Genomic DNA, 25,782 nt, shown 5'->3' with positions numbered 1-25,782 from the left:
TCTCACTATAAACACATGACTTTTAAGGCACTAGATGGTTAAATGTGAAATTACTTTTCATTTAATTGAACAATCATGGACTTTAACGAAGCAGCGGTATTCGTGAAAGTAGTGCAGGCCGGAAGCTTTAGTGCGGCAGCGCGGCAATTAGGGTTACCGACTTCTACGGTCAGTACCCGGGTGGCACGACTCGAAAAAAGGCTGGGCGTGACCTTGCTGCAACGCACTACCAGGCGATTGCACCTGACCGAGGCCGGGACGCTTTATTATGAGCAGGCATCCATAGGGTTGGGATATTTGCTGGAGGCCGAAGCGGCACTGGATGCCGCGCGGCTACAGCCACAAGGCACGTTGAAAGTTACCGCACCTGCCGATCTGGGCGATGCCTTGCTGGCGGGGCTGGTAAAGCGGGTGCAAACTGAGTACCCCGACCTGGTGCTGGAGATGTTGTTAACCGACCGTTATGTTGACCTGATTGCAGAAGGCGTGGATGTTGCGATTCGCACCGGCGAGTTACGTGATTCCAGCCTGATTGCTAAATCATTAGGGTCTATCCAGTGGGCATTATTTGCCAGTCCGCTATATTTACAGCAGGCGCCGGCCTTGGAAGCGCCGCCCCATTTGCATGCGCACACTTGCTTGCAATTTACACCAATCGGCCGTGAGCAATGGTTGCTCAGCAATAAACAGAGTGAAATAAGTGTGCCCATGAGCGGGCGCACACTGGTGAACAGTATTGGCGTGATCAAGGCAATGGCCGAAAATGGGCAGGGCGTCGCCTTGTTGCCTACCTTCATCTGCCAGCACGCGCAGCGTAGCCAGCAATTGGTACGCTTATTACCTGCCTGGTTGGGGCGTGCGGACGCGGTGCATCTGGTTTACCCGCAACAACGTTTTATGCCGCCCAAACTACGCGCCTTTATAGAGGTGGCGGTAGCAGAATTAAAAACACAGTTTAAAGAAACACTCTGATGTTTGCGCGCAATGCGCGCTTTGACAAATAATAAGAAAGGACCACAGATATGAGCCAGCAAGATTCAATCACCATGCAACATGGTGCCAGCGCCATCATTACCCATCGCGTCAGTGAAGCGCAGCAGGCAGCTTATGAACAATGGCTGGAAGAGATTGGCCCTGCCTGCCGTGCGTCAGAGGGTGCGTTGGACTGGCATCTGATACGTCCCATTGCTGGGTACTCGGATACTTATTCTGTGATTATCCGTTACGACAGCGAACAACATCTTAAACAATGGATGGCATCACCCAGCCGTCAGCAACTGATTGCCAAAATTGAACACATACTGAATGCCAAAGATAACTACCAGATTAAAAGTGGCCTGGATTTCCTGTTTGTGCCTGAAGCGGCCAAAGCTTCGGTGCCAGTGCGCTGGAAGCAATTTTTAATGACCTGGTCGGCCATTTTTCCGCTGGTAAGTTTGGTCTCCCTGGGAATGATACCGCTGATGGATAAAGTGGGTTTCCCGCAAATTTACCTGTTGCATACGCTGGTGATCACAGGGATCGTTGTTATGCTGATGGTGTATGTCGTCATGCCCCGCTATGCAAAATTAATGAGAAATTGGCTGCATCGTTAACTAGGGCCTGTTAACACTATTCCAGCTGTCGCTGCTGGAAAGCATTTATTCGTTGCGCAAGGCGGATAGAGCAATGCGGAAAGAGCAACAAGGTATAGCTGGCTACATAAGCGATTAACAACGAATAAATGACTCCAGCCCTCAGGGTTGCATCTGGCATGAGCGCTCATCGTTATTCGGCGCTTGTTGGAAATAACAAAACTGCACTTCTCACGCCAACATCGACAATTGAAATAGCGTTAACAGGCCCTAGCGTGTCTTATTTAAACCAATTTTAATTAATCTTTCGCAAAACCTCGCTTTGTAATAGTGTTTTTGTATCGCTTTAGGCGCATGATCTCAGCATGAAGGCTAGGTAATCAATACCTTGCATCAATTAAAGTGTAGAGCCGAATGACCGTTGAATAAAACATAACTACACTCAGGGGGTCGCAAGTTGGATAAAGCGGCGGAATCAGCAGCATTAAACGCAGAAATTGTGGAAATGCTGTATGCGAATAATCGTAGGTCACTGATGGCAGCCATCGTGGTCATGGCCGCGCTGTTACTCACGCAACTTCACCTGATCAATTCCAGCATTCTCATCATCTGGTCTGTCATTTTCCTGAGTGCCTATGGCAGCCGTGGCTACCTCACCTTCAAGTATTACAGGGATCAGCGGCGTACATTGCATAGCATGCACTGGTTACAATGGTTTCGTTTCAATACCGGCTTTTGCGGGTTAGCCTGGGGCCTGGCCGGCATATTACTGTTTCCTGAAGCGGCACCTGCTAACCAGGCATTCCTGATTTTTGCGCTGGTCGGAGTGTCTGGTGCCGGTATCATTATTTATTCGGTAGATAGCTTCACATCTAACCTGTTCACTGGCGGCATCGTGGTATTTATGATTCCGCGGTTTCTCACCCATGGCACTTCTGTGTCTATTGCGCTCGCGGTGTTGTTTATTGTGTATGTGATCTATGTCAGCGTGGCCGGGAATGCGCTGGCCAAAAGCCTGCGTGAAAATATCTCGTTGCGCATTGCTTCCAATCTCGATAACAAAAAAGTGCATCAACTGGCTTATTATGATTTCCTGACGGAGTTACCAAACCGGCGCTTGCTGTCAGACCGCTTGCAGCAGGCGTTTGTGCGGTGCGCACGCGGGCAATGTCACGGGGCAGTGTTATCACTGGATTTGAATAATTTTAAAGGCCTGAATGACAGCATGGGCCACCAGGCCGGCGATGAGTTGTTGCAGCAAGTGGCTGCCAGGTTGCAGCAGTGCTTGCGCAAAAAAGACACTATCGCCCGCATGGGTGGGGACGAATTTATCGCCGTGCTGGATGAACTGGGGTGCGACAAGGCAGAAGCGATCAGGGCTGCGCAGGTGACCGCTGAAAAAATGATGGCGGTGTTTTCTCAGCCTTTCCAGTTGCAGCAAAGCAAATACCGTACAACGCCTAGCATAGGCATTTGCCTGTTTCACAGTGATGATTACAGTGAAGAAGAGGTGTTGAGGCGTGCGGATATAGCCATGTACCAGGCGAAAAAATCCGATAACCTGAACAGTATCCAGATGTACGACGAGCTACTGCACCCGGCGATTGAAATGCGTGCCACACTGGAGAATGACCTGGCGTTTGCCCTGCAGGGTAACCAGTTATTACTCTATTTCCAGGTACAGGTCGATGAAACGCATAGACCTATAGGCGCGGAAGTATTATTGCGCTGGCAGCATCCTACCCTGGGTATGATTCCACCCGATCAGTTTATCCCGATTGCGGAAGAAACCGGCGAGATTGTACCTATAGGGCATTGGGTGCTCCAGCAGGCATGCCGGCAACTCAAGCAATGGGCCGAGGCGCCGCTGACACGCACACTGACACTTTCAGTCAATGTCAGCGCGGTGCAATTCAACCAGCCGGATTTCGTGGAAATAGTGAGTGATACGGTGTTAGGCAGTGGTTGTGATCCGCGCTTGTTGCAGCTGGAGCTGACCGAGAGCCTGATGGTCAGGAATGTAGAAGAAATCATCATTAAAATCCAGGCATTGAAAGCGCTGGGCATGACATTTTCGCTGGATGACTTTGGCACCGGTCAATCTTCATTATCAGTGCTGAAACGTTTGCCACTGGATGAGCTGAAAATCGATAAGAGTTTTATCAAGGATATCCAGCACAATGCTTATGACAGTTTCATTGTAGAAACCATTATCAATATGGCGAAAAACCTGGGCCAGACTGTCATCGCTGAAGGCGTTGAAATGCAGCAGCAACAAGCCTTGTTACAAACCATGGGTTGTCGGTTGTTCCAGGGCTATTTGTACAGCCGGCCATTGCCGCTGGCAGAGTTTGAATCAAGCTTGCATACAGGACTGGTCCATTCCCGCAGCCAGCAATCCCGGCTGGCACCGGAAGATAAAGCAAAAACCAAGAAGCGACAAAAGGCCTCTCCCACAGCTGAATTCTAAGCCCGCACCTCGCTAAACCGTTGGTTCCTGACTTACACTTTTACCAGTTCGTCGCCATGACTCAACCAGCGTAGCAGATGCGCTGCCACCGCCTGCGGTTCGCGTTGTAACAGCTGATCCGCCATTTGCTTGGCTGCTTGCAGTAATTCTACATCCCGTTCCAGGTCGGCAATTTTCAGCATGGGCACACCGCTTTGACGTGTGCCCAGCAATTCGCCCGGACCACGGATATGCAGGTCGGCTTGCGCAATATGGAAGCCATCATTGCTTTCGTAAATCACCTTCAGCCTGGCGCGGCCTATCTGTGTACATTGCTGTTTGTTATACAGCAGAATGCAGGTGCTTTTAGCCGCGCCGCGACCCACACGGCCACGTAACTGGTGCAATTGGCTTAAACCCATGCGCTCGGCATGTTCGATCACCATCAGGCTGGCGTTTGGCACATCGACACCTACCTCAATCACCGTGGTCGCCACCAGCAGATGGATCTGGTTGGCAGAAAAAGCCTGCATCACCGCCTGTTTTTCAGCTGATCTCATGCGGCCATGCACCAGTCCCACCTGCAGCTCAGGAAATGCCTGCTGCATATACGCATAGGTATCATTGGCGGTTTGCAATTGCAGGGTTTCCGATTCTTCAATCAACGGGCACACCCAATATGCCTGGTGCCCCTGTGCGCAAGCCTCGCGTACACGCTGTAATATCTCGTCGCGGCGGTCATCCGCCACCAGTTTGGTTGCCACCGGGGTACGGCCGGGCGGCAGTTCATCAATCACCGATACATCAAGGTCGGCGTAATAACTCATGGAAAGCGTACGCGGAATAGGCGTGGCGGACATCATTAACTGGTGCGGCTCCAGATCGCTACGCTGGCCTTTTTTGCGCAATGCTAAGCGCTGGTGCACACCAAAGCGATGTTGCTCATCCACAATCGCTAACCCTAATTGTTTAAACTGCACTTCTTCCTGAAATAAAGCATGCGTGCCTACTGCTAAAATAGCGTCACCATTGGCAATGCGCGCCAGTGATTGCTCACGCGTTTTTTTATTCTGGCTGCCGGTCAGCCAGGCAATCTCTATACCCAAAGGCGTTAACCAGCTACTGAGTTTCTTGTAATGCTGTTCAGCGAGGATTTCAGTCGGTGCCATCATGGCTACCTGCCAGCCATGTTCTATCATCTGTAATGCTGCCAGGCATGCAACGATGGTTTTCCCGCTGCCGACATCGCCTAGCAACAGCCGTTGCATAGGGTGTGGCTGGCTCAGGTCATTGCTGATTTCGGTGATGACCTTTTGTTGTGCCGTGGTGAGTTCAAATGGCAGGCTAGCCAGTAAACGCGCATTCAGTGTTTGGGAGCGCGGCGTTGCCGGCGCGAGTGCCTGTTTACGGCGGGCATAGTGCTGGCGCATGGATAATTGCTGCGCCAGTAACTCGTCATAGGCCAGCCGTTGCCAGGCGGGATGACTATGGTTTTCCAGGGTAGGTAAGGCGATTTCCGGGCTGGGCTGGTGCAGTAGTTGCAGGCTGCTGGCAAAGTCTGGTAACTGCAACGGTGTGTATACCCAGGCAGGTAATGTTTCCTGCAAATACTCCGCTTTTAACACCAGGTTCACCGCTTTGCGGATGGTATTCTGGCTCAGGCCGGCGGTGGTCGGGTAGACCGGTGTCAGGGCAGTGCTGACCGGGGTATCTTCTTTGACCTTGCGTTGCTGCGGGTGCACCATCTCATAGCCAAAAAAGCCGGGGCGCACTTCGCCAAAAGCGCGGATGCGGGTACCGGTCTGCATGGCGGCAATCTGGCTGGGATAAAAGTGGATAAAGCGTAAATTGATGATGCCGGTATCATCCTGCACCCGCACATTGAGCATTTTGCGTGGCTTGTAACTGACTTCGTTATGCACCACCATGCCTTCAATCTGCGCCTGTTCTCCCTGCCGTAAATCGCGGATGGCGGTGACATGGGTTTCATCCAGATAGCGTAGCGGTAAATGCAGCAGCAAGGCCTGCGGCGTGTGTATAGCCAGTTTTTCCAGCTGGCTGCGTACGGCAGGGGTGAAACCTCGGATATCGCTCAAGGAAGGCATGCTGGCCATTCACCCGCCGTTTACTGGATACGTTGTTCCAGCTGGTTGCCCTTGACCCGGTTAATGCGCACCACTTGCTGGATCTTGCGAAGGTTGCGGATCAGGGTCGCCAGATGCACGCGGTTGTGCACCTGTAAGGTAAAGTTCACATTGGAATACTGGCTGCCATCGCTGGATTCAACGCTGACGTTATCAATGTTGGCATCTGCATTAGCAATAGTGGCTGCAATTTTGGCCAGCATACCGCGTTCGTCGACCACAGAAATACGCAGGTTCACGCTGAACAGTTTTTTCGGGTCGGCATCCCATTCCACATCCAGCCATTTTTCCGGATCCAGCTTGAATTTGCGGATTGCCTGGCAATCATGGGTATGAATGACCAGCCCTTTGTCTTTATTGATAAAGCCCAGGATAGGGTCGCCCGGAATCGGCCGGCAGCAGGGGGCAAATTGCACTGCCATGCCTTCTGAACCACGGATGGTAATGGTATCCAGCGTCTTGCTTGTTTTATCTTCAGTGTCCGCCGGATGCGCCAGCAGCTGGTGCGCGACCATCAGGCTGTTGCGTTTGCCCAGCCCGATATCGGTCAGAATCATTTGCCGGGTTTTGGCGCCGTAGTCATTCATGACTTTTTGCCATTGTTTGTCCGAAATATCACCTGGCTGGATATGCATGGCGCGCAAAGCGACGTTCAGCATTCGCTCACCAAGCTGGGCAGATTCTTCGACTTTCACCGTTTTCAGGTAATGGCGGATATGCGAACGTGCCTTGCCGGTGACCACATAATTCAGCCAGGCCGGGTTGGGTTTAGCCAGTGGCGCGGTGATGATTTCAACATGGTCGCCATTGCGCATTTCAGTACGTAATGGTGCAAGTTCGTTATTGATTTTAACTGCCACGCAACTATTGCCGACATCAGAGTGCACTGCATAAGCAAAATCCACTGCGGTAGAACCGCGTGGCAAGGCCATAATGTTGCCTTTAGGCGTGAATATATACACTTCATCCGGGAAAAGATCGACCTTGAAGTTCTCCAGGAACTCATGGCTGTCGTCACTTTCGGTCTGGATTTCCACCAGCCGTTGCAGCCACTGGTGGGTTTGCTGCTGCAGCTTGGTCAGGTGTGCATCGGTCGTTTTGTACAACCAGTGTGCGGCCACGCCCGCATCGGCGATATTGTGCATTTCCTGGCTGCGGATCTGTACTTCTATCGGCGTGCCGAACGGGCCAAACAGCGTGGTATGCAAAGATTGGTAGCCATTGGCTTTGGGAATGGCAATATAGTCTTTAAAACGGCCTGGAATGGGCTTGTACAAAGCATGTAATGCGCCCAGTGCCAGATAGCAGGCGGCAGTGTCTTTTACAACCACGCGAAAACCGTAAATGTCACCAATTTGGGACAATTTCATCGATTTTTCACTCATCTTCTTGTAAATGCTGTAAAGGTGCTTCTCGCGACCTTCTACATTAAACTCAAGTTGATATTGTTTAAGCTGATTCTGGATGGATTCCAGGATCTTGCCGATCACTTCCTTGCGGTTGCCGCGCGCGGTGCGGATGGCCTTATCAATCACGCGGTAGCGGTTGGGGTATAAATACTTGAGGCTCAGGTCTTCCAGTTCATGAAAGATGGGGTTCAGGCCCAGTCGGTTGGCAATTGGCGCGTAAATATCCAGTGTTTCGCGTGCAATGCGTTTTTGCTTTTCCGGACGCATGGCATCCATGGTTTGCATGTTATGCAGGCGGTCTGCCAGTTTAACCAGGATGACGCGCACATCCTGGCTCATGGCCAGCAACATTTTGCGGAAATTCTCTGCCTGGGCCTGAGTCGCGGTTTGCAGTTCGACTTTATCCAGCTTGGTCAGGCCATCGACGAGGTCGGCGACTTGCTTGCCAAATTTTTCTGCGATTTCCGCACTATTAACCTCGGTATCCTCCACCACATCGTGCAGCAGAGCAGCCAGCAGGGTGGGTAGATCGAGGTGTAGCTTCGCCAGGATGCAGGCGACAGAAATCGGGTGGGTGATGTAAGGTTCGCCGGTTTTACGGGTTTGACCGGCATGCGCTTGTTCCGCATAGCGGTATGCCTGCCAGACCAGTTGTACTTCTTCTTCGTTAAGGTATTTCCGGATCAGCTGCGTGAGGGGGGAATCCTCACGGTCAGCCGGGAGTAAGTCTGCCGCTTCTAAAGGTGATTTAGACTTGCGATAGGAATGTTCACCTTGGGTATGCGGCATGACTGCTTAAGCCTGCCCTTTTTTTTCCAGAAGTTCAACGCCGATTTTGCCTGCGGCAATTTCACGCAGGGCAATCACGGTTGGCTTGTCTTTTTGCGCGTAACCGGCCACCAGCGGGTCGGAACCGTTAGCGATCTGTCGGGCGCGGTAAGCGGCTACCAGGGTTAATTGAAAACGATTAGGGATATTGTCCAAGCAATCATCGACGGTAATACGAGCCATATAAAACCTTTATATTGTATTGAATCACAGATCAGCGGCGGATTGCGCTGGTATCAGGTGAGTAATTGAATCAGTGACGCGTGGCAGACAACCTGGCGGTCAAGCTGCAAGCGCTTGGCACGCACGATAGCCATTAAATCCTGTAGAGCCACGTCAAAATTGTCATTTATTGTAACATAATCAAACTCATGCACGTGACGCATCTCCTCACGCGCAGCCGCCAAGCGCTTGGCAATCACGGCCTCGCTATCCTGGCCGCGGGCATTCAGGCGGTGTGAGAGTGCTTCAATCGAAGGTGGCAAGATAAAAATCGAAGTCACTTGCGGAAACAGGTTGCGGATCTGTTGTGCCCCTTGCCAGTCAATTTCCAGAATAACGTCACGCCCCTCGGCCAGGGCACTTTCAACTTCGGTTTGCGCAGTGCCATAGCGCGCGCTGTGTACATGCGCACTTTCAAGAAAGCCACCCTTATCCAGAATCTCCATAAATGCCGATTCAGGCACAAAATGGTAGTGGATACCGTCTTCTTCACCCGGACGCGGTTCGCGCGTGGTGTGCGAGACTGAGAGTTTCAGTAGGGGATCTTGCGCCAGCATGGCACGCACCAGGCTGGTTTTACCGGCACCTGATGCTGCAGAAATGACAAATAGATGGCCATGACTCATTGTGAGCCCCATTCCGGATTAGGCAGGGAAGAGAATACTGCTCTCAGGCCTTCGCCCCAGCCTTTGTGTACGCTGGCGTAATACGGGTCACGTTCGGTCAGGCGTTGACGGCAATCCGCAGTCAGCGTGTCAGTACGGTAAATCATCAAATCGATAGGCATGGCAACAGAGATATTGCTGCGGATAGTGGAATCAAATGAAATCAGCACACATTTCACCGCTTCCATCATATCGGTTTTGTGGTTGATGACGCGGTCAATAATCGGCTTGCCATATTTGGTTTCGCCAATCTGCAAATAAGGCGTATCCGAGGTGGCTTCGATAAAATTACCCGCCGCATAGACATTGAACAGGCGTGGTTTTTCACCTTTGATTTGCCCGGCCACCAGAATGCTGGCAGTGAAATCGATACCATGTTCCTTCAGCGTTTCGCCATCGCGATGATAAATGCTGCGCATGGCTGCGCCTACCACACTGGCGGCTTCAAACATGGAATGCACGCTGTATAAATTTGCGGTTTCCGGCTCGGGTTCCTTAAGCTGTTCACGCAATAAATTCACAACAGATTGGGTAATCGCCAGATTGCCCGCCGTGAGCAGCACAATCACACGCTCACCCGTTTGCTCAAAAACATGCGTTTTGGGTGCAATGGCTACCTGGTCAACACCCGCATTGGTGCGTGTGTCAGACGCGAGCACCAGCCCTTGTTCCAGCAGGATACCTACACAATATGTCATAACGGTATGGAAGAAAAAGCGGAGTCGCTAAAATGACATGATAGCACGGGCGGTCTGCACGACTCCACTGTTGCGAGTTGGCCATCACTATGGACGGGATAGTGTCTATTGTTGCGCGGAGAGGGCCTGTTGATACAGCTGATCGGTCTGGCGTTTACGCTGTTCATGCGTGACCGTTGCCAGCTGATTAACGCTGACCATGCTAGACATGCCTTCCTTGCCGCCGCCTATGCGGGTACCAGTCACCGGACTCGCACTACGGTAATCCAGGCCGACAGCCAGCCGTACGTGTGTTTCATTGGTTAATAAGCCATTTGAAACATCGAGCCCCAGCCATTGTTCATTCTGCCAGACCTCGACCCAGGCATGGGTTTGCATCAGGCTGCCATCTTCGGTAAACAGGTAGCCGCTGACATAGCGTGCCGGCAAGCCCAGGCTGCGGCAACAACCGAGAAAGGCATGTGCGTGGTCCTGGCAGACGCCTTTACCCAGCCGGAAAGCTTCGGCTGCTGGTGTATTTACCTGGGTGACCCCTTTTATGTAATGCATTTTGTCACGCAGTGCATACATCAACTCAGTCACAGGCGCTTGTGCATACTGTTTCGCAAAGTCCGTCATCGCAGCATCTGCCTGGGTCAGGGGTGACTCTCGCAGATACAGTTCCACCGGCAACGGCTGGTGGGTGGCCAAACCTAAAACGCCGGTTTCCACTTCGCCTGCCACCGAGATCATTAATTCTGTATGCGGCTGGTCGATCACCAGGGTATGCGTAAGATTGCCATAAGTGTCTTCAAACGCGTGGCACTGACCGTTGACTTTAATGTCCCAATGTTTGACGTGCTGACCCAGGCCATCGCGTGGCGTCAGGCGCAGTTGCTGAATGGTGTATTGCACCGCTTCGCTGTAGATATACTGGGTGTGATGCTCAATATTCAGCAGCATACTAGCCTTGGCTTAAAGAGCGCCGCAATCGTGTCTGCAAAATAACGGTAAACCTATTCCGCTATCAAGCTGAACAATCCGGCTTAAAGCCATCGTAGTGTTGATCATGCAGTTGCACTTAGGAAGTTGCGCTGAATCTCTTCACCCAGTTTGCGGTTAGCCAGGATAAATTCATCCAGAAAGTGATGTACACCATCTTTGACGATATCCAGCATACGACCGTAATGCAGTTTGGCATGCATTTGCCCAGCCAGGCGCTCAGCCTCGGTTTGCCGGCTGCCGGCAACCTGCCGCAAAATCGGCATAATCTCGGCGTAGCAGGCATGTAATGAGCGCGGCATATCTTCGCGCAGTATTAATAATTCAGAGACTTTGGTTGGCTCAATCGCATCGCGGTAAACCTTCTGGTAAGCCTGGAAAGCAGCGACTGAGCGCAACACAGCGCTCCATTCGTAATAATCCACCGCGCCCTCGTTGGCTTCCTGCATAGGGATTAAAAACTCGTATTTCACATCCAGCAGGCGGGCAGTGTTGTCGGCACGCTCCATAAAAGTGCCCAGCCGGACAAAGCTGAACGCCTCGTCGCGTAACATGGTGCCGAAACACACGCCGCGGAACAGGTGTGAACGGCTTTTTACCCATTCGCAAAATTCGCTCAGGCCAGACTGCGTCAGGTCCTGCTTGATGAACTGGTCAAACTCCAGCCACAGCGTGTTCATGTTTTCCCAGGTTTCTACTGTCATTGCTACCCGCACTGCGCGCGCATTTTCGCGGGCACTGCGCAACGAGCTGTAAATACTGGAAGGATTTTGGCTATCCATCACCAGGTGTTGAATCACTTGTGCAGCGCTGATATCTTTATAACTCGCCTCGTAAATATCCCTGACTCCGGCGATTTCCAGCACGCTGTCCCATAATTCTTCATCGTTGCTGGCATCGGAAGGTAACAGCGACATACCGTAAGTCACATCAAGTACGCGCGCCACGTTTTCGGCTCGCTCGATATAACGCGCCATCCAATATAAATGATCTGCGGTGCGGCTTAACATATCACGGCCTCTTGAGATAACTGTTGAGCAGCCATTTGCGACTGCATTTGGTCGGCATACACATCATCGCGCTCCAGCACCCAGGTATCCTTGGTGCCGCCACCTTGTGACGAATTGACCACTAACGAGCCTTGCTTGAGGGCCACGCGCGACAATCCGCCGGGCACCACGCTGACGGTTTTACCTGACAGCACAAATGGGCGCAGATCCACATGGCGTGGCGCAATTCCTTGGTCAACTAGTGTCGGGCAGGTTGATAAAGCTAATGTAGGTTGCGCAATGTAGTTTGATGGCTTGGAAACAATACGTAGCCTGAATTCTTCAATTTCGCTTTTGCTGGCAGTCGGGCCGACCAGCATGCCGTAGCCGCCTGAACCTTGCACTTCCTTGACGACCAGCTCGGGCAGATGATCCAGCACATAGGCCAGATCATCTTCCTTGCTGAGTTGATACGTAGGTACGTTCTGCAGGATGGGAGACTCACCCAGGTAAAATTTAATCATCTCCGGCACATAAATATATGTTGCCTTGTCATCGGCCACGCCGGTACCTACGGCGTTAGCCAATGTGACGCCACCATTGCGGTAGACGGAGAGCAGACCCGGCACGCCCAGCATGGAGTCGGGCTTGAATACCAGAGGGTCAAGGTAGTCGTCGTCGATGCGGCGGTAAATCACGTCCACCCGTTGCGGGCCTTGCGTGGTGCGCATATAGACGGCGTTATTGCGGACAAACAAATCCTGGCCTTCCACCAGTTCAATACCCATTTGCTGGGCGAGGAAGGCATGTTCAAAGTAGGCGCTGTTGTAGGCGCCAGGAGAAAGTAATACCACAGTCGGGTCAGTGACCCCGGTCTGCGCGACAGAGCGCAAATTGTTTAGCAGCACATGCGGGTAGTGTTCGACAGGGGCAATCGGGTATTTTTTGAATAAATCAGGGAACAACCGCATCATCATTTTGCGGTCTTCCAGCATGTACGATACGCCAGAAGGCGTCCGCAGGTTATCCTCCAGTACATAGAACTGCGATTCGCTGGTGCGTACCAGGTCAATCCCGGCTACATGTGCATAAATCTGGTTTGGCACATTCACACCGACCATTTCCGGGCGGTATTGCGAGTTGGTCAAAATGCTGTGCGGCACAATGCCGGCCTTGATAATTTCCTGGTCATGGTAAATATCATGCAGGAACATATTCAGGGCGCGCACACGTTGCACCGCACCTTTGGAGAGATGCGCCCATTCACTGGCTGAAATCATGCGCGGGATCACGTCAAACGGAATCAGGCGCTCGGCTCCGTCTTCTTCACCGTAAACATTAAAAGTAATGCCGACACGGCGGAACAATACTTCGGCTTCAGCCCGTTTGGCCGCTAATTGCTGTGTAGGTACAGCACTCAACCAGCGGTCGTAAGCCTGGTAGATGCCACGTACATTGCCACCATACCCCTGCATTTCATCAAAAAACTGTTTGGCCGTTTGCGTCATGGTCCATGACCTTTACATTATTTGTATCTGATATCAGCAAGGTGTGTGCCAGCCAGAAAAATAGTTTTAAATCATTGAGTTAAATAAAAACATGATTTCGAGAACATACTTAATGCACCATTAAGGTGCGTGTGAGGATGCGGTTATTGGTGCGATATTTTAGAAGTTGGATGCGTAAAGGTCTTGAAAGTGCTTATTTGTAGCTTAACGATTGCTCAAATTTTTCGAGTACCTTTAAATCCACTTCGGTGGGATTGACATAAGAAATATGCACATTGTTCCACTTGTTGCGATAGGCAAATAGAAAATAGACATGCCGTTGCTTGATACTTTTATCCTGAAAACTGTTTTCCAGCTCATAGCTGAGCTTGCAGTAATTGCTGTTGCAGCTTTTTTGCACGCTGGCCTGGTTGATCAAGGGTTCTTTACTGGCCTTTGGCCAAAAGCAGTTCAGTACATTTTCATGTGAGTCACCGCCATCGCACGCTGGCGTATCCACATTGATTACTACCGAGAAGAAATTGGCGTTGCCATAATACATATAGTGGTCATTCGAATCCGCTTCCCTGACCGGCCGGAGCGGAGGTGCGTCGAAGCTAATCGCCCAGCCCTGGTCCGGGATAGGCAGGGTGGTGATTTCAGCAACGGAAAGTTGGGGAAATACGCTGGTCAAGACATAGACGCAGAAAAGTAAAGCATAGCGGAGAAGAGGCATGGTTCTAGACCCTATGTTTTCTTGGAGTGATCTGACTATACCATCATGCCAATAGGGTTAAGCCACTTTGCAGGCGAAGTGGCTTAATTATTTATGCAAATTGTTGCATTTATTCAATATTCTGGATTTGTTCGCGCATTTGCTCGATCAGCACTTTTAACTGCATGGACACCTGGGTGGTTTCAATCGCAACTGATTTTGAGCCCAGTGTATTCGCTTCACGGTTCATTTCCTGCATCAGGAAATCCAGCTTTTTACCGACAGCGCCACCAACGCTAAGAATACGGTCCATCTCGGTAATGTGCGAATTCAGTCTCGCCAGCTCCTCATCCACATCGGTGCGTTGCACATACAACACGATTTCCTGGCGCACGCGGTCATCATCGGCTTGCATCGCTTCGCGCAATTTGGCGGTGAGTTTTTCCTGGTATTGCTGAATCGCTTGCGGTAATAACGGCTTCACAATACTGATTTGCTCGCGCACGCCTTGCAGCCTGTCCAGCAATACCTGTTTGAGTTTTTCGCCTTCACGCTGGCGCGCGGCAATTAGTTCGTCTATCGTCTGGCTCAATCCCTGTTGCAGACTTTCTGCCATGGCTTCAGTATCTACCGCCTCAGTTTGCAATACGCCCGGTAACTTGAAAATATCCACCAGATTTACCGGCTGTGCTTGAGGGAAATGCTGGTTCAGGTCTTTCAAAGTCTGTGCAATCTGCGCGACCATGGTTGGGTTGAGCGCCAGTTTACTGCTACTTGCGCTATCGCTTTTCAGGCTCAACCGGCATTCCACTTTGCCGCGACCAAGCCTGGTCTGCAGCTGTTCACGCACCAACGGTTCAAACTGGCGCAAGCTGTCTTCAATTTTGACATTCAACTCCAGGTAACGATGATTGACTGCGCGCAATTCGATCAGTAACAGACCTGCCGGAAAGCGGGTTTCGCTGTTGGCAAAGCCAGTCATACTTAAAATGGGTTGATGATTGGTATTATTTTTGGAAGTCATTTATTCGCTCCGAGCTAAGCGGGGGATTGTATCAAATGCAGTATCGATATGCGAAAATAGCGTTATAACAAGTTAACACAGTTTATTTCGTGTTTTCCTCAATAAAAGCCATGATAAGTACGTTAACCATTAAGTGAAGCTCGCCAATAAAATCGATATTGCACTGCCAGTAGGCACCGTGTTGCATGACTACACCATCACTCGGGTGCTGAGTCTGGGCGGGTTCAGCTTCGTCTATCTGGCACAGGATAAACAGAAAAATACTGTCGCCATCAAAGAATATATGCCGGTGACACTGGCCAAGCGCGATGGCCAGACGCATATCCGTTCTAACGGTAAAAATGAAGCCGCGTATAAACATGGGATGAAGTGCTTTTTTGAAGAAGGGTTGGCGCTGGCCAATATCGAGCACAAGAATATCGTGCGCGTGAAAAACTTCTTCCGCGCCAACAACACCGTGTATATGGTGATGAAATACGAGCGCGGCAAATCGCTGCAGGATTACATCATTGCGTTAACGCAGCCGGTGCCGGAAAACTTCATGATCCGCATGTTTGTTGAATTGCTGAATGGTTTGCGTGAGGTGCATAGCCGTAAACTGCTGCACCTGGATATCAAACCGGCCAATATTTATATACGACTGGATGGCTCGCCGGTGTTGCTGGACTTCGGTTCGGCACGCCAGGCCTTGTCCGAGGTGACACTGGCGCCGACTTACACGCCGGGTTTTGCCCCGCCGGAACAATACATAGACCGCAAGCATTTGGGCCCGTGGAGCGATATTTACAGCATAGGTGCCAGTATGTATGCCTGCCTGCAACGTTCATCGCCGCTGGCTGCCAATATCCGCCTCAATGAAGATACACTGGTGCCGGCGATACAGCTAGGCAAGCAAATCTATTCAGAAAAACTGTTATCGATTATTGATGACTGTATGCATATTGATTACCTGCAACGGCCGCAAAGTGTGTTTTCATTGCAGAAAAAAATGATAGAGGTGCATGTGGCAGATGACGCCCGTGGCTCCCTGGTCGATAAAATTATTAAAGTGCTCACCAAACCACTATGAAACATTTGACGAAACGCTTGATGCCATGAAGTTTTCAATTGCGCAAGGCAGCCGCCAGGGGCCGCGTCCGTATAACCAGGACCGGCTGGCATACTCCTATCACAGGCATTCCATTTTGATGGTGTTGGCCGATGGAATGGGTGGTCACCAGCATGGCGATGTCGCGGCCGAAATTGCAGTCAAAACCATGGTGGAAGCCTTCCAGCGCGAATCTGACCCGCTCATCGCGCAGCCGGCGCAGTTTCTTCGTGAGCAGATCGGCCAGGTGCACGACGTGATTGAGAATGTGCGTGTGCGCAAGAAGTTATCCGAATCGCCGCGCACGACCATTGTGGTTGCCTTGATCCAGCACAACAAACTGTTTTGTGCGCATGTTGGCGATTCCCGCCTCTATCTTTACCGCAACGGCCTGGAAGAATTCCAGACCCAGGATCACTCCGTAGTGCAATCGCTATTGCGTGAAGGCAGGATCACCGCCGAGCAGATTGAGCGACACCCGCATCGCAACAAAATCTATAATTGCCTGGGTGGCGACAAACCGCCGCAAGTTGACCTGGCTGACCCTATGCCGCTCAGCGAGGGCGATGTCATTTTGTTATGCTCGGATGGTGTCTGGAATACGGTGCCTGCCATCACCATGGCGCAGCATATGCTGGCCGCCAATATGCAGGATGGCGTCACGCGCCTGCTGGATGATGCCGATACCGCCAGCATCACCGTGGGTGATAACATGAGTGCCATCGCCTTGCAGTGGGGTGAAAGAAATACCGCGCCACTGGCAGTGTCTACCCTGGATTTACCAGGTGACGGGACGACCACCATGCTCAACCATGCCGGGACCATGCCCCACCCGCATGCACTGGATCTGACCGACGACGAAATTGAAAAGGCCATTGCCGACATACAGGATGCGCTGGGCAGAACCGGCCAGCATCTCAAAAAACAAGAAACTTGAAACAGACAGGAAAATTTGAAATGACCAGACCCAGCCAACGTGCCAACGACCAGTTGCGCAGCATAGAAATCATCCGCAGCTACACCAAACACGCCGAAGGCTCAGTCTTGGTCAAATTTGGCGATACCCATGTGATTTGCACCGCCAGTATCGAAGAAAAAGTGCCCGGTTTCCTCAAAGGCAAAAACCAGGGCTGGGTGACCGCCGAATACGGCATGCTGCCACGTTCTACCGGTTCACGTATGGATCGCGAAGCTGCCCGTGGCAAGCAAACCGGCCGCACCCAGGAAATCCAGCGCCTGATCGGCCGCAGCCTGCGCGCAGTAATTGACATGCAAAAGCTTGGCGAGCGCACCATCCATTTTGACTGCGACGTGATCCAGGCCGATGGCGGCACGCGCACCGCCAGCATCACCGGCGCTTATGTGGCGATGGTCGATGCCGTCAGCACGTTGCTGGCAAAAGGCTTGCTCACTGAAAGCCCGATCAAAGATTCAGTCGGCGCGATTTCGGTCGGTGTTTACCAGGGTATTCCGGTGCTGGACCTGGATTATATTGAAGATTCCGACTGTGATACCGACATGAATGTAGTCATGACCGGTAGCGGCGGTTTTGTCGAAATTCAGGGCACCGCCGAAGGCGAACCTTTCAGCCGCGACGCGATGAACGAGATGCTGGATCTGGCAGCCAAAGGCATTGCCGAATTATCCAAACTGCAACAACAGGCATTAGCAAAATAACATGGCACTAGCGTTCAACAAACTGGTGATCGCCTCCGGCAACAAAGGCAAAATCCGCGAAATCGCCCATGTGCTGGCACCCTTGAATATCGAGATTGTGTCGCAATCTGAATTCAATGTACCGGAGTGCCCGGAGCCGTATGAAACCTTTGTTGAAAATGCACTGGCCAAAGCACGGCATGCCAGCCAGCATACCGGTTTACCGGCGCTGGCTGATGATTCCGGTTTATGCGTGAATGCCCTGCAAGGCGCACCAGGTGTGATCTCGGCACGATATGCAGGCCCACAACCATCAGGTAGCCTGTTGACGCAGGATGAACGCAACAACGATAAACTGCTCACAGTGATGTCGCGCGAAAGTGACCGCCGCGCGTATTTTTACAGTGTGCTGGTGATGGTGCGGTCGCCCAACGATCCGCAACCGATTATTGCCGATGGCGTTTGGCTAGGTGAAATTTTGCGCGAGTTTCGCGGGTCAGAAGGGTTTGGCTATGACCCCTTGTTTATGGACCTGGAAACACGCAAGACCGTGGCTGAATTACCGCTGGAAATGAAAAGCAAAATGAGCCATAGAGGCCAGGCCTTGGTAAAATTGTTGCAAGCTTTAGAGAAAAGTCAGTAAAAAAAGTAACTGAAAGCACACGTAGGTGAAAGAAACAGCATATGACAAATGAGTGGCCCAAATGGGTGCGTGACGACGGCTCGGTGGTTTCGTGTACCGAAAAAGTCAAAGTCATGTCTGAAAACTTTGATGAACTCAAACAGATCGCCCAGGATGCGCTGGAAGATGGCTTGCTGATGGAAGTCAGCGAAGAACAGATGCGCCAGGCTTTGCATGCGCTCGTCGATCAACTCATCAACCCTTACAACAAGATATAGGCTTGCCAACATGGCAAGCGCCTCACCGCAACAAATCCTCCACGACGTTTTCGGTTACAACCAGTTTCGCCATCAACAACAAGCCATCGTTGAACATGTGATTGCCGGGCAGGATGCGCTGGTGCTCATGCCCACCGGTGGCGGTAAATCCCTGTGTTACCAGATTCCAGCCCTTGCACGTGATGGCCTGGCGATTGTCGTGTCACCCTTGATTGCCTTGATGCAAGACCAGGTGGAAGCCCTGCAACAACTAGGCGTAAACGCTGCCTTCCTGAATTCCAGCTTAAGCGCTGAAGACAATGCCCGTATTACCCGCGAGGTGGTCAGCGGTGAAATCAAATTACTCTACGTCGCGCCTGAGCGGCTGATGGTCGGCAGCTTTTTAAGCCTGCTCGATGAAGTGCAGCAGCACACAGGACTCGCCCTGTTTGCCATTGACGAAGCACATTGCGTCTCGCAATGGGGCCATGATTTCCGGCCGGAATACCGCCAGCTCACCGTGTTACACAACCGCTTCCCCGATGTGCCGCGTATCGCGCTCACCGCCACGGCCGATGCACCTACGCGTGCCGAAATCATCAGCCAGCTCAACCTCGAAAACGCCTGCCAGTTCGTTTCCAGTTTTGACCGCCCGAATATCCGTTATCACGTCGGCATCAAGAACAATGCGCGCCAGCAATTGCAGGCATTTCTGGAGCGTGAACACGCCAACGATGCAGGCATCATTTATTGTTTATCGCGTAAGAAAGTCGAAGAAACTGCCGCCTGGCTGGTAGAAAAAGGCTGGTCGGCGTTGCCATATCATGCCGGGTTGCCCGCGCAATTACGCGAACACCACCAGCGCCGCTTCCTGCGTGAAGAAGGCATCATCATGGTGGCGACCATCGCGTTCGGCATGGGCATCGATAAACCCAACGTCCGCTTCGTCGCCCATCTGGACCTGCCAAAAAGCATGGAAGGTTACTATCAGGAAACCGGCCGCGCCGGGCGCGATGGCCTGCAAGCCAATGCCTGGATGGTCTACGGCATGGGCGATGTCGTCTCCATGCGGCAAATGCTCGATAGCGGCGAAGCCTCCGAAGAACGCAAACGGCTGGAAAGGTTAAAGCTGGACGCCTTGCTAGGCTACTGCGAATCCACCGCCTGCCGCCACCAAAGCATTCTGCGCTACTTCGGCGAAAGCCATCCCGGCGCCTGTGAACAATGCGATAACTGCCTGCATCCGGTAGAAACCTGGCAAGCCACTCAGGTCGCGCAAATGGCACTTTCGTGTGTTTTCCGTACCGGGCAAAGATTCGGCGTCGGCCATTTAATTGATGTACTCACCGGCAAAGTCACTGCACAAGTCGAGCGTTTTAATCACGATAAAGTCAGCACCTTTGGCATAGGTAAAAGCCTCAACCAAAACCAGTGGAGTGGCGTCTATCGCCAACTGATCGCAGCGGGATTACTGGAAGCAGATATGGCTGCCTACGGTGGCTTAAAACTCACTGAAGCCGCACGGCCAGTGCTAAAAGGCGAGCAAGAAGTCTGGCTACGCCGCGATGCCGAACCCGAAAAACGCATGAGCAAAGCCGAACGCAGCGCACGTGCCAAAGAGGCGTTTGAAGGTGCGAACGATGACCCGCTCTGGCAAGCGCTTAAAGCCAAACGACTGGAACTGGCAAGAGAGCAGGGCGTACCACCTTATGTGATTTTTCACGATAGTACGCTGCTGGAAATCCACAATCGTAAACCGCAAACCTTGAATGAAATGGGGCAAATTAGCGGGATAGGGCAGGCGAAATTGCAGAAATATGGGGATGCGTTTTTGCAGGTGCTGGAAGAGATGCTATAAGCTCGAAGCCTCTTATTTCTAAACCAAAACGCTGACCTCATGAGGCATAGCAGATAGAAAAGTAGAATCTGCGAGCCGGTAGAAACACGGACTTATGGTTTTTAATGACTGGAAGACTTGGTAAAAAAATATATTGATCTTAAAATACAATTCTTAACAAATGTCATTTTTGTCCTAAAGGCGGATATGCAAATCAATCGTGTGCTTCTCGAAAAAGCGGTTCAACAGCATCTGATCAGTTCAGAACAAAGCGAGCAGCTTTGGCAATTTCTTAATGCGCAGATGAAAGATACGCCTTCTTTCCGTTTCACGCATATCCTCTATTATCTTGGTGGCCTCCTTGGCATTGGCGCAATGACGCTATTCATGACGCTAGGTTGGGAAAGATTTGGCGGATGGGGGTTAGTGGCTATTTCGGTGGCCTATGCGGTTGCAGGGCTTGTGTTTACTGATTATTTGTTCAAACGTAAATTACTCATTCCTGCCGGGCTTTGCGGCGCTTTTGTCGTGGCACTGACACCATTAGCCATTTATGGCCTGCAAAGTGCCATGGGGTTTTGGGCCGAAGGACGACATTATCAAGATTACTATTCATTTGTAGACTGGCGATGGATATGGATGGAACTGGGAACGCTGGCAGCGGGGGCTATCATGCTATATCTCTACCGCTTGCCATTTATGGTAATGCCAATAGCGGTGACGCTCTGGTATTTAAGCATGGATCTGGCGCTCTTTTTATCCGAGAATAACGACATCCACTGGGAGTTGCGTAAGCTCGTCTCGATCTGGTTTGGCGTGTGCACCATACTTTTGGCAGTTTGGGTCGATTTACGCAGCAAGCATGAAAAAGATTTTCCGTTTTGGCTGTATCTATTTGGGGTGATCACTTTCTGGACTGGCTTAACCATGATGGAGTCCGGCAGCGAGTTAAACAAATTTATTTACCTATGTATTAATCTTTTAATGATAGGTATCGGAGCAATTTTGTCACGCAGGGTCTTTGTTGTATTTGGCGGCCTGGGTGTTGCCTCATATACCACTCACCTTGCCTATGACGTTTTTAAGGACAGTATGGCCTTTCCGTTTGCGCTCACATTCATAGGCTTAGTGATTGTGTATAGCGGGATCCTCTGGCAAAAACATGAGGAAGATATTTCTACACGACTGAGGTCTTTGTTACCCATTTGCATGCAAGACCTCATAAATCGCAGGGCAGCATTCTGAATCAAATAGTTTATTGCTTTAGCGATTAGTATTATTTTTTGTCAATATAAGCTTCAAAGTCGGCCAAACATTTTCCAATATCTTTGGCTGTGCAACCACATTAGGGTGCAGCCCATCTTCAATTACCAAATCGCTGTGACCACTAATTCCATCCAGGAAAAATGGCACAAATGGTGTTTTGTATTTCTCTGACAAATCCAGGTAAACCGCCTTAAAACCATTAGTATATTTCGGGCCATAATTCGGTGGGATAAACATGCCTAGCAACACCACCTGCGCATTGGCTTGCTGGCTGGCCTGAATCATTTTTTCAAGATTGCTTTTCATTGCATCGAGCGACAGTGCGCGCAGGCCGTCATTTGCACCGAGTTCTATCACGACGATACTGGGTTTAAACTGCTTGAGTGCCGCGGGTAAACGGCTAAGTCCACCCGCAGTTGTTTCACCGCTGACGCTGGCGTTGGCAACTTCGTAGGGCAAATGGTTGTCTTTCACTCGTTGTGCCAGCAGACTGACCCAGCCTTGTGCCTGTGGGATTCTGTAGGCGGCGGATAAGCTATCGCCAAATACCAGTATCGCTTGTTTGGATGCGGCTTCTGCCATGACTAAGTTTGTAAACAATAAACCAGGTAACACGATCAATATCTTTATAAATCGGAACATCATTAATGCAAAGCCCTTATGCTGTTGAAGCGCTGTCTTTAAGTAAATCTGTTGTGAGCAATGATACAACAATCCCCATTCTGACCAATTTGAATCTTGCCGTACCCAAGGGTGAGAGGCTGGCAATCATTGGGAGTTCCGGTTCCGGTAAATCTACTTTGCTGGGCCTGCTGGCGGGGTTGGATACGGCGAGTAGCGGAAAAGTCCTGATAGCCGGGAAAGATATCGGGCAGATGGATGAAGATGGCCGTGCCGCGGTGCGTGCCGAGCATATGGGCTTCGTGTTTCAATCATTCCAGTTGCTGGGCTCACTGACTGCTCTAGAAAATGTGATGCTGCCTTTGCAGTTGGCTGGCCGCCGTGATGCGCAGGCGATTGCGATAGCGGCACTGGAAAGCGTAGGCCTGGCAGCGCGTGGCACACATTACCCAAAACAGTTGTCAGGCGGCGAACAGCAGCGGGTGGCGATTGCCAGGGCATTTGCGGCCAAGCCTTCTATTTTATTTGCCGATGAGCCGACCGGTAACCTGGATGTCGCAACCGGCGAGGCGATTATCAAATTGCTGTTTGATTTAAATGCGAAGAGCGGTACGACGCTGGTGCTGGTAACGCACGATATGAACCTGGCAAGGCGTTGTCAGCGGGTGCTGAATTTGCAGAATGGCGTGCTCAGTGAGATCACTATTGCCGACACGCATGCGGGAGTACATTAATGCTGGCGTTCTCGATTGCCTGGCGCCAGTTTCGCAGCCTGTGGTCTTCCGGCGAAATCCGTGTATTGCTGTTTGCGCTGATATTGGCAGTCACGGCGACCACCTCAGTCAGTTTCTTTACTGACCGTATCAAGTCCAGCATGCAAACCCAGGGCAATGTGCTGCTGGGGGCGGATCTGGTGGTGAATTCTGACCATGCACTCCCGCCAGCTTACCTGGCGGAAGCGCAACGCCGCCAGTACCAGACCACGCAGGCGCTGGAATTTTCTAGCATGGTGCTGAAAGGCGAGCGTAGTGAGCTGGCCGAGATCAAGGCGGTGGAAGCGGACTTTCCGCTGCGTGGGCATTTGACTATCAGCAAGCAGTCAACGACTTCGGCGAAAGCTGAACCATCTTCGACAGATATTCCTGCTCCCGGCACGGTGTGGATGGAGCCGCGACTGGCGCAAAAACTCGCATTGAAGATAGGTGATGAGGTCAGCGTTGGTGAAAGCCAGTTTATGCTCGCGGCATTTGTATTGCAGGAGCCATCGCGTGGCGGTGATATGTTCAGTATTGCGCCTCGCTTGTTTATGAACAGCGCCGATGTGCCTGCCACCAATCTGGTTCAATTTGGTAGCCGGGTGAAATACCAGTTGCTGGTTGCAGCCAATATGGATGGCGCAGCGGTGAACCAGGCGATGGAAGACTATGCCGAATGGCTGAAACCGCAGTTAGCCCGAGGTGAGCGCGTAGATGATATCCGCAGCGCCCGCCCGGAAATGCGCAATGCGCTGAACAAGGCGCAACAATTCCTGGGCATTGCCTCCATGGTCGGCGTGATCCTGGCGATGGTGGCGATGTTGCTGGCGAGTAATCCCTATGTGCAAAAAAGCCTGGATGCGTATGCGCTGATGCGTTGTTTTGGTGCGACCAAAAAACTGATTACGCAGATTCTGCTTTACCAGACCTTATTGCTGGCGTTGGTGGGTAGCGTGATCGGCTGTGTGCTGGGATTTGCCGCGCAATATGGTTTAGCTTTCCTGGCGGGCCGCCTGTTTGTAGAGACGTTGCCAGCACCCGGCTGGATGCCGGTTTTTCTAGGCTTAGCTACCGGGTTTGCCACCTTGCTGACGGTGGTGTGGCCGCAACTGATGCGCCTGCGCGCAGTACCGGCATTACGCATTTTGCGCCAGGACCTGGAAGGCAATGTGCGTATGAATGTCATTGTATTTATCCCTGCATTCCTGGTGCTGGCAGGGCTGGTGTTCTGGCATGCAGGTGATATCAAACTGGCCGGGATTGTATTCGCTGCGCTACTGGCATTGGTCGTGGTGGCAGGTTTGCTGGCATTGGCCGGGCTCAGGATTGTTAAATCGTTCTCTGTGCAAAATTTCGGCGTAATCAAGCTGGGTTTAATGGGCTTAAGGCGCCGCCCCATCCTGACCATCGCCCAGGTAGTTGGCTTAAGCATGGGCCTGATGGCGATATTGCTGCTGGCATTCGTGCGTAATGATCTGCTGAAAAACTGGCAAAGCTCGTTACCGGCAGATGCGCCTAACCGCTTTGTCATCAATATCCAGGCAGACCAGATTCCGGGTATCAATCAGGTGCTCACTGCGAATGCCATCCAGCATGCTGACATTTTCCCCATGGTGCGCGCACGCTTACAAGCGGTGAATGGCAAACCGCTCAATATCGAGAATTACAAAGATGACCGCGCCAAACGCCTGGCTGAGCGGGAATTCAATTTATCGTGGGCAGCGCAGATGCAGGCCGATAACGAGCTGGTGGCCGGACAGTGGTGGCAAGCCGAAGATGCAGGCAAACCGCTGCTGTCTCTAGAGCAGGGGCTGGCCGAGACACTCAATTTGAAGCTGGGCGATAAGTTGACTTATGATGTGGCGGGCACTCAACTTGAACTGACCATTTCCAGCTTGCGCAAGGTGGAGTGGAACAGCATGCACGTTAACTTTTTTGCGGTGACGCCACCGAAAGTGCTTAATGATTATGCTGCCAATTACCTCACCAGTTTTCACCTGCCTGAAGGCAAGGAAGAAGCGCTGAACCAGTTGGTCAGGAAATTCCCCAATCTGACCATTATCAATGTCGCCGCAGTGATGGAGCAGATTCAAAGCCTGATCAGCAAAATGAGTTATGCGATTGAATTTGTATTCGGCTTTAGCCTGCTGGCAGGCCTGGCAGTGTTGTATGCCGCCCTGATGGCAACCCGCGAGGAGCGGGTGCGCGAAAGCACATTGATGCGGGTGCTGGGTGCTTCAAGAAAACAGGTGGTACTGGCGATGCTGGTGGAGTTTTTATGCATAGGCATATTGGCCAGTGTCGTCGCCAATATTTTTACCAATATTGCTGCTTACTATCTGGCGACGCTGGTGCTGGATATGGAATACCAGTTCAACGCCTGGTTAAGTGTGCAGGCCTTGCTGGCGGCGATTGTGCTGGTGCCATTCTCGGCCTGGCTGGTGGCGTGTAACCAGTTCAACCAGCCGCCCAGGGTGTTGTTGCAAAGCATATAAA

The 25,782-nt window shown here is 51.6% G+C and carries 24 protein-coding genes; 12 read left to right on the top strand and 12 right to left on the bottom strand.

All coding sequences use genetic code 11. From position 1 onward, the window contains the following. Nucleotides 1–75: 75 nt before the first annotated feature. Both LPA26_RS10145 and LPA26_RS10140 read left to right on the top strand, forming a co-directional pair. Nucleotides 76–972 (top strand): LysR family transcriptional regulator, encoded by an 897-nt coding sequence (locus tag LPA26_RS10145; protein WP_229008205.1) that lies wholly within the window; start codon nucleotides 76–78, stop codon nucleotides 970–972. Between the two features lie 50 nt (nucleotides 973–1,022). Beyond that, complete coding sequence (locus tag LPA26_RS10140; protein ID WP_229008204.1) at nucleotides 1,023–1,595, top strand: antibiotic biosynthesis monooxygenase; 573 nt, start codon at nucleotides 1,023–1,025, stop codon at nucleotides 1,593–1,595. A gap of 16 nt (nucleotides 1,596–1,611) precedes the next feature. Here LPA26_RS10140 and LPA26_RS10135 read toward each other — a convergent pair whose 3' ends face one another. After that, nucleotides 1,612–1,755, bottom strand: coding sequence for a hypothetical protein (locus tag LPA26_RS10135; RefSeq protein ID WP_229008203.1), 144 nt, complete (start codon nucleotides 1,753–1,755; stop codon nucleotides 1,612–1,614). 276 nt (nucleotides 1,756–2,031) lie between these two features. On the opposite strand from LPA26_RS10135, the gene LPA26_RS10130 reads away from it, so the two are divergent. Beyond that, on the top strand, nucleotides 2,032–4,044 hold the full coding sequence (locus LPA26_RS10130; RefSeq protein ID WP_229008202.1) for a bifunctional diguanylate cyclase/phosphodiesterase: 2,013 nt from the start codon (nucleotides 2,032–2,034) through the stop codon (nucleotides 4,042–4,044). A 32-nt stretch (nucleotides 4,045–4,076) separates the two neighbouring features. On the opposite strand, the gene recG is transcribed toward LPA26_RS10130, so the two are convergent. The 10 genes from recG to LPA26_RS10080 all read right to left on the bottom strand — a co-directional run bounded on the left by recG (nucleotide 4,077) and on the right by LPA26_RS10080 (nucleotide 15,185). Then, nucleotides 4,077–6,128: an ATP-dependent DNA helicase RecG gene (gene recG / locus LPA26_RS10125; RefSeq protein ID WP_229008354.1), complete on the bottom strand. Its 2,052-nt coding sequence runs from the start codon at nucleotides 6,126–6,128 to the stop codon at nucleotides 4,077–4,079. A 20-nt stretch (nucleotides 6,129–6,148) separates the two neighbouring features. Continuing rightward, complete coding sequence (locus LPA26_RS10120; RefSeq protein ID WP_055830605.1) at nucleotides 6,149–8,365, bottom strand: bifunctional (p)ppGpp synthetase/guanosine-3',5'-bis(diphosphate) 3'-pyrophosphohydrolase; 2,217 nt, start codon at nucleotides 8,363–8,365, stop codon at nucleotides 6,149–6,151. Nucleotides 8,366–8,371: 6 nt separating this feature from the next. After that, on the bottom strand, nucleotides 8,372–8,587 hold the full coding sequence (gene rpoZ, locus LPA26_RS10115) for a DNA-directed RNA polymerase subunit omega (protein WP_055830603.1): 216 nt from the start codon (nucleotides 8,585–8,587) through the stop codon (nucleotides 8,372–8,374). Nucleotides 8,588–8,640: 53 nt separating this feature from the next. After that, a complete protein-coding gene (gene gmk, locus LPA26_RS10110) occupies nucleotides 8,641–9,252 on the bottom strand; it encodes a guanylate kinase (RefSeq protein ID WP_229008201.1) in 612 nt (203 codons plus the stop codon). Next, complete coding sequence (locus LPA26_RS10105) at nucleotides 9,249–9,989, bottom strand: proteasome-type protease (protein ID WP_055830598.1); 741 nt, start codon at nucleotides 9,987–9,989, stop codon at nucleotides 9,249–9,251. Before LPA26_RS10105 ends, gmk begins: the two co-directional genes overlap by 4 nt. 105 nt (nucleotides 9,990–10,094) lie before the next feature. Next, complete coding sequence (locus LPA26_RS10100; RefSeq protein WP_229008200.1) at nucleotides 10,095–10,931, bottom strand: transglutaminase family protein; 837 nt, start codon at nucleotides 10,929–10,931, stop codon at nucleotides 10,095–10,097. A gap of 104 nt (nucleotides 10,932–11,035) precedes the next feature. Further along, on the bottom strand, nucleotides 11,036–11,980 hold the full coding sequence (locus LPA26_RS10095; protein ID WP_055830594.1) for an alpha-E domain-containing protein: 945 nt from the start codon (nucleotides 11,978–11,980) through the stop codon (nucleotides 11,036–11,038). Next, the gene (locus tag LPA26_RS10090; RefSeq protein ID WP_055830591.1) at nucleotides 11,974–13,467 is read right to left on the bottom strand and encodes a circularly permuted type 2 ATP-grasp protein; all 1,494 of its coding nucleotides are present in this window, start codon (nucleotides 13,465–13,467) and stop codon (nucleotides 11,974–11,976) included. Before LPA26_RS10090 ends, LPA26_RS10095 begins: the two co-directional genes overlap by 7 nt. A gap of 193 nt (nucleotides 13,468–13,660) precedes the next feature. Next, the gene (locus LPA26_RS10085) at nucleotides 13,661–14,182 is read right to left on the bottom strand and encodes a hypothetical protein (protein WP_229008199.1); all 522 of its coding nucleotides are present in this window, start codon (nucleotides 14,180–14,182) and stop codon (nucleotides 13,661–13,663) included. A gap of 109 nt (nucleotides 14,183–14,291) precedes the next feature. Beyond that, complete coding sequence (locus LPA26_RS10080) at nucleotides 14,292–15,185, bottom strand: YicC/YloC family endoribonuclease (protein WP_229008198.1); 894 nt, start codon at nucleotides 15,183–15,185, stop codon at nucleotides 14,292–14,294. Between the two features lie 133 nt (nucleotides 15,186–15,318). Here LPA26_RS10080 and LPA26_RS10075 point away from each other — a divergent pair, with 133 nt between their 5' ends. The 7 genes from LPA26_RS10075 (at nucleotide 15,319) to LPA26_RS10045 (ending at nucleotide 21,889) form a co-directional block, all read left to right on the top strand. Then, nucleotides 15,319–16,254 (top strand): serine/threonine-protein kinase, encoded by a 936-nt coding sequence (locus LPA26_RS10075; RefSeq protein ID WP_229008197.1) that lies wholly within the window; start codon nucleotides 15,319–15,321, stop codon nucleotides 16,252–16,254. A gap of 25 nt (nucleotides 16,255–16,279) precedes the next feature. After that, nucleotides 16,280–17,209 (top strand): PP2C family serine/threonine-protein phosphatase, encoded by a 930-nt coding sequence (locus LPA26_RS10070; RefSeq protein WP_055830585.1) that lies wholly within the window; start codon nucleotides 16,280–16,282, stop codon nucleotides 17,207–17,209. 20 nt (nucleotides 17,210–17,229) lie between these two features. After that, nucleotides 17,230–17,949, top strand: a complete 720-nt coding sequence (rph, locus tag LPA26_RS10065) for a ribonuclease PH (RefSeq protein WP_055830582.1) — start codon at nucleotides 17,230–17,232, stop codon at nucleotides 17,947–17,949. A gap of 1 nt (nucleotide 17,950) precedes the next feature. Beyond that, nucleotides 17,951–18,571, top strand: coding sequence for an RdgB/HAM1 family non-canonical purine NTP pyrophosphatase (gene rdgB, locus LPA26_RS10060; RefSeq protein WP_229008196.1), 621 nt, complete (start codon nucleotides 17,951–17,953; stop codon nucleotides 18,569–18,571). Nucleotides 18,572–18,612: 41 nt separating this feature from the next. After that, nucleotides 18,613–18,828: a hypothetical protein gene (locus LPA26_RS10055; RefSeq protein WP_229008195.1), complete on the top strand. Its 216-nt coding sequence runs from the start codon at nucleotides 18,613–18,615 to the stop codon at nucleotides 18,826–18,828. Nucleotides 18,829–18,838: 10 nt separating this feature from the next. Next, nucleotides 18,839–20,665, top strand: coding sequence for a DNA helicase RecQ (gene recQ, locus LPA26_RS10050; RefSeq protein ID WP_229008194.1), 1,827 nt, complete (start codon nucleotides 18,839–18,841; stop codon nucleotides 20,663–20,665). A 186-nt stretch (nucleotides 20,666–20,851) separates the two neighbouring features. Beyond that, nucleotides 20,852–21,889, top strand: a complete 1,038-nt coding sequence (locus LPA26_RS10045) for a hypothetical protein (RefSeq protein WP_229008193.1) — start codon at nucleotides 20,852–20,854, stop codon at nucleotides 21,887–21,889. An 18-nt stretch (nucleotides 21,890–21,907) separates the two neighbouring features. On the opposite strand, the gene LPA26_RS10040 is transcribed toward LPA26_RS10045, so the two are convergent. After that, nucleotides 21,908–22,492 carry an arylesterase gene (locus LPA26_RS10040; protein WP_229008192.1) on the bottom strand — a complete coding sequence of 195 codons (585 nt, stop codon included), beginning with the start codon at nucleotides 22,490–22,492 and terminating at the stop codon, nucleotides 21,908–21,910. Between the two features lie 65 nt (nucleotides 22,493–22,557). Here LPA26_RS10040 and LPA26_RS10035 point away from each other — a divergent pair, with 65 nt between their 5' ends. Both LPA26_RS10035 and LPA26_RS10030 read left to right on the top strand, forming a co-directional pair. Further along, on the top strand, nucleotides 22,558–23,265 hold the full coding sequence (locus tag LPA26_RS10035; protein WP_229008191.1) for an ABC transporter ATP-binding protein: 708 nt from the start codon (nucleotides 22,558–22,560) through the stop codon (nucleotides 23,263–23,265). Then, nucleotides 23,265–25,781: an ABC transporter permease gene (locus tag LPA26_RS10030; RefSeq protein ID WP_229008190.1), complete on the top strand. Its 2,517-nt coding sequence runs from the start codon at nucleotides 23,265–23,267 to the stop codon at nucleotides 25,779–25,781. Before LPA26_RS10035 ends, LPA26_RS10030 begins: the two co-directional genes overlap by 1 nt. The last annotated feature ends 1 nt before the right edge of the window (nucleotide 25,782 follow it).

Source organism: Methylophilus sp. Leaf408, assembly GCF_916856905.1.
GTDB lineage: Bacteria > Pseudomonadota > Gammaproteobacteria > Burkholderiales > Methylophilaceae > Methylophilus.
This window is presented reverse-complemented; position numbering and strand designations above follow the sequence as displayed.